Genomic DNA, 6,194 nt, shown 5'->3' on the forward strand with positions numbered 1-6,194 from the left:
CGCCGTCCATGGCGACAAACACCCTTGCCACAGGATCCAAAGGCCCTGCGCAAGGATAGTGCTGAATAGTTACACAAAATCAACCTTGACCGTAGCAGCGGTCACCACAAACACCCGCAGGTTGTTGCTGTCGGGATCGCAGGGGACAACAAAAAAACCAGGTCGGCCGGGAGCATATCCCTGGGTATAGCCGATCTGGGTTTCGCCGTCTTTAAACTGAATCTTGATCTTTCTGCCGAGACCGGCGCGCTCAACATCGCTTTTTTCGGTATAGGTTGAATTTCCGGACAGATCCTTGACAAAATAAATGGCTTTTAAATCTTTGACGTTGATCTTTTCCATGGCACCGGTGTCCTGCTTTTTCAGATGAAACACATCTTTATTGGCGAAAAAATCGGACGTTTCACCCTTGATGATGTCACCACGACTGGAATGAATGACGACCTTGTTGATCATGGTCAAAGATCCTTTCTATTGACTGGCTATCCCCTCACATGACCCATCATAAAGCTATAATGTGCGTAATAACAAGACATTATGGTTACTTTCACAATCTTCCCGAAACCCGGGGTCAAGTCTTGCGAAACCCGGGGTCATGCGAAACCCGGGGTCAAGTCTTGCAATCCAGCAAATTACTTTCGAGTCTCTTAATCACCCGACTGATCGTTGCGTAATGAACACCCAAAAAGTCCGCTATCTCTTTCTGGGTATATCCGTCTCGCGTCAACTATCTTGTCCGGTTGGCGACAATTATGATGGCCGGTTGGTGCGGCCCTTTTTTTCAGCATTTAGATGATGTTTTTTGTAAACGAAACCCGGGGTCAAGTCTTGCAATCCAGGAGAAACCCGGGGTCAAGGAGAAACCCGGGGTCAAGTCTTGCAATCCAGCAAATTACTTTCGAATCTTTTAATCACCCGACTGATCGTTGCGTAATGAACACCCAAAAAGTCCGCTATCTCTTTCTGGGTATATCCGTGATCTTTGTAGGCCGCATAAATTTTATTGCCCTTTTCCTGGCTGGAAAGGAGCTGTGGCTCCAGCAATAAAAGGTTCAATGACGGTCTTCCAGCAAAGCGTTCAACTTTTGGTATTTCCATCAACGCTTTTACATCACCAAGGCGCGATTGCATCTGTTCAACAAAATCTTCACAACCAAGAAAAATCCGTCCAGCCAGTGAACTCCACGGACTGACATGTGCCAATCCTTTGTTGACAAAACGACGGTATCTTAACTGTGCTTCCTCTTTCTGGTCAGCAAACTGTTGCAGTATCCAATCGACAGTTAGCACCTGTGGAACACAGTTTATCCCGGCGGTAGCCTGATAACTGCTCCACGGCCACTCCTCTGCTGTGCTGGTAAGATGTGCAGCCACCGGATTCTGAACAATATAGCGACAAAGCTGCAGAAGGTAGCTGTCTTTTTCGATCAGAATCGCTTTAAAGCGACCCTGAAAAAGGTGTCCGACCAGATCATGCCGGCGGTTGTATTGTTGGGTGTAAACACCATTGAGATGACGCATTCCCTTAGACAGGTTTGCCTCGGGCGTTTCAATCATCAGGTGATAATGATTGCCCATCAGACAATAAGCATGGCAAAGCCAGCCATAGCGCTGATTGACAAGGTGCAATATTTTCAGAAAAGTATGACGGTCGTTATCGTCAGAAAAGATTGAACAGCGTCCATTGCCACGGGAAGTGACATGATAGACCGCACCGGGATATTCAATTCGTAATTGTCTGGCCATTGGGTAATCTTATCGAATGATTGCTGGATTGCAAGACTTGACCCCGGTTCACGCTACATCTTCTGCGTTCTGACCCTGCCGGTGTTGGAGATGACAATGTTGATCTGTCTATCGCCGACAGTCGCTGCGATCGTTCCGTTGGAAACTCCCGGCATAAAACCGCTAGCCATGTATCTGAGCCGATTGCGCACATGGAAATTTCCCTCCATTACTACTGGCCCCTCAGATCGCCCATACACGCGAAGAATCTGCATTGCCCCGGCATCGTCAAGATGGTAAACGATCCATCCCTGCTGCCAGCCTACCGCACCGGTATCGCAGGTCTGAGCATCATGACTTTTGCAGACAGTCACCAATGTGCCACGGGTAATGGCTTCATTACGGGCGTAATTGAAGCTGGAAACAAGATCATTTACTGCGCTGCTAACCTGAGAGCCCTGAGCAATCCCGCGAAATGCCGGGATAGCAATCACAGCTAAAATCCCCATAATCACCAAAACCGTCAGCACCTCCAGAATGGTGAATCCTTTGTTATTTTCACAGAAATTGACAAATTTCTCCCTCGCCATGATGCCCCCCCTCCCGTAGGTAGTTTTTGTCCGGAAACATGATTCATTTCCATTCGGATTTTCCGGATGGATGTTTAACACCAGCAGCAACGGTGCTGGTCTTGACACAAAGGAAATCAAAACAGGGGGGGGTATGCGGGTAGAACGGTCTCGGCAAGGTACCGGTAAAACAATGGAATAGATGAACGAACCAGCCCCCCGCCTGGTTCGAGATATGGAAGAACGTTAGGGTGCTACCACCTCATAGGCCAACTGCAGTTCAAAAGATTGCTCGTCCTGACCACCGTGACCATCTTCCACGCTAATAATCACCGGAAAAACGCCCTCCGGCATGGTGTCAAATTTCCACTCTATCAAGCCGTTAGAGGCGTTAATAGTCATAGAATCCGGAGCGTTTGCAAGCGTGAATGTCAAGGCATCACCATCGGGATCAACAGCCGTAACCTGATAGATAAAACCGGATTCGCTTAATTCTTCAGGTGGTTCAGAGGTGATAACCGGTGGCGCATTGATCGCTTCAAACGTTCGCGAAGCAATTGACGGCAACCGCTCGCCGGCATAGGTCACCGGAGTGACTTCGACCGCGATCACATCACCCCGTTTTAACAGGTTTCCGGGTAAATGAGCAGACGTCTCGAAAAAGTTTTCTTCTGCGTTGATCAACCAGCGGTATTCCAACGACACATCCGGCCGGTCCTGAGAAATTCTTGCTTCCACCGTCACACCGGTTGCCGCACTGAATGGCAGCGGACCAATGCGAACGGATTCTACCGCCGCCAAAGCTGACAGTGACGATGCTAACAACACAATGCCTATCAGTAGAAGAACTGCTGCTGTTGTCGGTTTCATTTGCATGTCCCGTCGGTGGTTGCAAAGCGAATTATCGGACATTCTAACTGAACCCCATAAAAACATGAATAATAATTTTCACAAACGGTTTCGGGGTCAAGTCTTGCAATTCAGCAAATCTCTTTCGACCCTCTTCATTACCTGACCGACGGTTGCATCGGAAATTTCAATTATCAACGGGCAATGAGTATCCATCAAGCAATAGACACGACAAAACAGCTTCATCGCTTAACCAAGAAGGTGCAATTTTTCCAGAAAAGTATGAAGCAACGCGACAGGCCATCATAATTGTCGCAGAACAATGGACAATTCCCATTGCTAGGCGAAGTGACTCGATAGACAGCAACGCAAGGTTCTATTCGTCATTGTCCTGTCATGTGATATTTTTACTGAATTCTGTTGTATTGCAAGACTTGACCCCGGTTCACGGTTTCCATAACAGCTTGACAAAAGTCATGTCACAGGCGAGCATAGCTAACCATTTTTGTTTCCTATAAGCCAAAAGAGGTTTTCATGATGCGTTCATTCATCTTCTTGCTGCTATTTTCCCTGACATCCTGCAATTGTGCTTTGGCAGATCCAATCAAAGTCCTTTTTGATCAGGGACATGGGCAAGCGTTTACAATTGAGAGGTCCGGCGAATTACAGCTTGACCAGTTCGCTGGCAGACTCCGCGACAACGGCTGGCAAGTTGAAGCAACCAACGCATTGCTGACTCCGGAGCTGCTGTCTGGAGTTGATGCATTAATTATCTCCGGCGCATTCAAACCTCTCAGCGCAAACGAAATCAATGCTGTCCTTGGTTTCCTTGAGAACGGCGGGTCCTTAGTAGTAACCCTGCATATTGCCCCCCCGCTGGTGTCATTACTGGATAAACTTGGTGTGACCTCGGCAAATGGTGTCGTGCGAGAGGGGGACACATCTCAGGTTATCGATGGCGAGCCTCTCAACTTCAACGTATCAAACTTCAAACCGCATCCGTTAAACGCGGGCCTGAGTTACTTTTCACTGTACGGTGGCTGGCCACTACGTCCACACCATGAAGGGGCCCAGGTGATTGCCAGCACCAGTCCTACCGCGTGGGTAGACCTGAACCGCGATCAGGTCCTGTCAGACAAGGATGCTGTCCAAGAGTTCGGCGTGTTGGTCACCGGCAACCTTGGCAAAGGAGAATTTGCGGTTTTTGCAGACGATGCCATTTTCCAGAATCGCTTCCTTAAAGGGGAGAACGAAAAACTTGTCGACAATTTAAGCCGCTGGATGAGTCAAAAGAACGCTACCGCAAAAGGGAAATAAACACCGTAACCTTGGCGAAAGAGATGAAGATACCGGTGATGTCGTTGGTGGTCTGGACGAAGGGCATCAGGGCATATTACCAGGTCGATACAGACAGGCACAAAAGGTCTGGGGTCAATTCTCGCGATTCGTTGTCCAGTCATTAGGTAATCCTACCAAATTTTGTTGAATTGCAAGATGTGAACTCAGCCTCACAAGGGACTGGCTCCGCAAGGTGCCTGTCCCTCTGTTTTTTTCTAATTGCAAGACTTGACCCCGGCTTTGGAGCCCAGCCGATATATTCTGCCAGTGAGAAATGCGCCGCGTAAATGCGGGGACATAAACCAATAACGAACTTCATTGGTATTATGTCCCCGCATTTACGCCCAAGAAGCACATGCCTTACAGTGAAGAACATCGGAAAGCCGTGTGCGGGAAAACCGCAAGCACGGTTTGATGAGGGAGGGCTGGTCGGGGCTGCCACAGCAAGGCTATTCAGACGAAAGGGACGGAAATGGATAAGCCGAACCTAAGGCTGCTGAGACCTGCTCTCTACTCTACCCCGAATACCCACTTGGAACGATGAAGAGCCAGGTAATCCTACCAAATTTTGTTGAATTGCAAGACTTGACCCCGGCTTTGTTGTTAAAACCTGCTAGATTCCCGCCTGTGCGGGAATGACGCCGAAGAAAAAATAACCGTCATGTCAACGGCTCCGGGCCTTTACCACCGAATGTTTGCGCGGCACCCCATGGCGAGCGCAGCGAGAGGGGGCGCTTTTTGCCTTTAGTGAAAAGAGGTAGAGCCCAGCCGATATATTCTGCCAGTGAGAAATGCGCCGCGTAAATGCGGGGACATAAACCAATAACGAACTTCATTGGTATTATGTCCCCGCATTTACGCCAAATTTTGTTGAATTGCAAGACTTGACCCCGGCTTTGTGACCCTTGACCCCGGCTTTCATGTCCCCCGAATACCCCCGGCTTTGGCCTCGCAGCCGCGCAAGGGACTGGCTCCGCAAGGTGCCTGTCCCTCTGTTTTTTCCGGAGCAACGACACGTCAAGTTAGTTATTTAGGAACGTCCCCTAGAATGTAGAATTGAAGAGCCAGGTAATCCTACCAAATTTTGTTGAATTGCAAGACTTGACCCCGGCTTTGGCCCAAGACTTGACCCCGGCTTTGGCCTCTTGACCCCGGCTTTGGCCTCGCTCCTAGCCATAACACACCAATGCCTATATGTACAAAACCCCGAACACCAGTAAAGATGATCGGGGTCTTTTTGTACCATTAGCTAATAAACATTTACCAGGTATCACAACCTACCGGAAATACAGTCCTGGCCCCTGCTTGATTGATCTGCAACCAGTCACAACGATCATTAAAGTTTGTCGTTGCTCTGATGAAAAACGTTGATGTATCTGGATCAGTAGGGAAGGATAATGTATAACGATTACCCTGGGTAGACTGCAGTACTTGATCACCCGATGCCGGGTCACCGATAACTGCTCCCTCATAGGTATGCTTCCTGACAAAATACCTCTCCATGTTCTGGGCGCCCTCCATCAATGCCGCTTTGGCGTCGGCCCGATAAGCTGTTGCCCGGTGGTTATTATATATGGGGATGGCGATGGCTGCCAGGATTCCGACAATTGCCACCACCACCAGCAGTTCAATCAGGGTAAAACCTTTTCGATTCATATTCATACCAACTCCAGAGAGTAAATTTTATTGTAATTGACGCCAGGAACGACGACC

Annotated in this window: 7 protein-coding genes; 1 reads left to right on the forward strand and 6 read right to left on the reverse strand. The window is 48.8% G+C overall.

Features of this window, described 5'->3' with window-relative positions; genetic code table 11:
• Positions 1 to 69: 69 nt before the first annotated feature.
• From AC6F7T_RS10365 to AC6F7T_RS10385, 5 genes are all read right to left on the reverse strand, one after another.
• Positions 70 to 456, reverse strand: coding sequence for a DUF6982 domain-containing protein (locus AC6F7T_RS10365; protein ID WP_500718584.1), 387 nt, complete (start codon positions 454 to 456; stop codon positions 70 to 72).
• A 154-nt stretch (positions 457 to 610) separates the two neighbouring features.
• A complete protein-coding gene (locus tag AC6F7T_RS10370; protein WP_500718585.1) occupies positions 611 to 727 on the reverse strand; it encodes a helix-turn-helix domain-containing protein in 117 nt (38 codons plus the stop codon).
• A 143-nt stretch (positions 728 to 870) separates the two neighbouring features.
• Entirely contained in the window at positions 871 to 1,746 is an 876-nt protein-coding gene (locus AC6F7T_RS10375) for an REP-associated tyrosine transposase (RefSeq protein WP_500718587.1), read from the reverse strand.
• Between the two features lie 53 nt (positions 1,747 to 1,799).
• Positions 1,800 to 2,315, reverse strand: a complete 516-nt coding sequence (locus tag AC6F7T_RS10380) for a GspH/FimT family pseudopilin (protein WP_500718589.1) — start codon at positions 2,313 to 2,315, stop codon at positions 1,800 to 1,802.
• 225 nt (positions 2,316 to 2,540) lie between these two features.
• Entirely contained in the window at positions 2,541 to 3,164 is a 624-nt protein-coding gene (locus AC6F7T_RS10385) for a putative Ig domain-containing protein (protein ID WP_500718591.1), read from the reverse strand.
• Between the two features lie 513 nt (positions 3,165 to 3,677).
• On the opposite strand from AC6F7T_RS10385, the gene AC6F7T_RS10390 reads away from it, so the two are divergent.
• Positions 3,678 to 4,460, forward strand: coding sequence for a DUF4350 domain-containing protein (locus tag AC6F7T_RS10390; protein ID WP_500718593.1), 783 nt, complete (start codon positions 3,678 to 3,680; stop codon positions 4,458 to 4,460).
• A gap of 1,281 nt (positions 4,461 to 5,741) precedes the next feature.
• On the opposite strand, the gene AC6F7T_RS10395 is transcribed toward AC6F7T_RS10390, so the two are convergent.
• The gene (locus tag AC6F7T_RS10395; protein ID WP_500718595.1) at positions 5,742 to 6,143 is read right to left on the reverse strand and encodes a type IV pilin protein; all 402 of its coding nucleotides are present in this window, start codon (positions 6,141 to 6,143) and stop codon (positions 5,742 to 5,744) included.
• Positions 6,144 to 6,194: the final 51 nt, after the last annotated feature.

The sequence above is a fragment of the Pelovirga sp. genome (assembly GCF_059864205.1).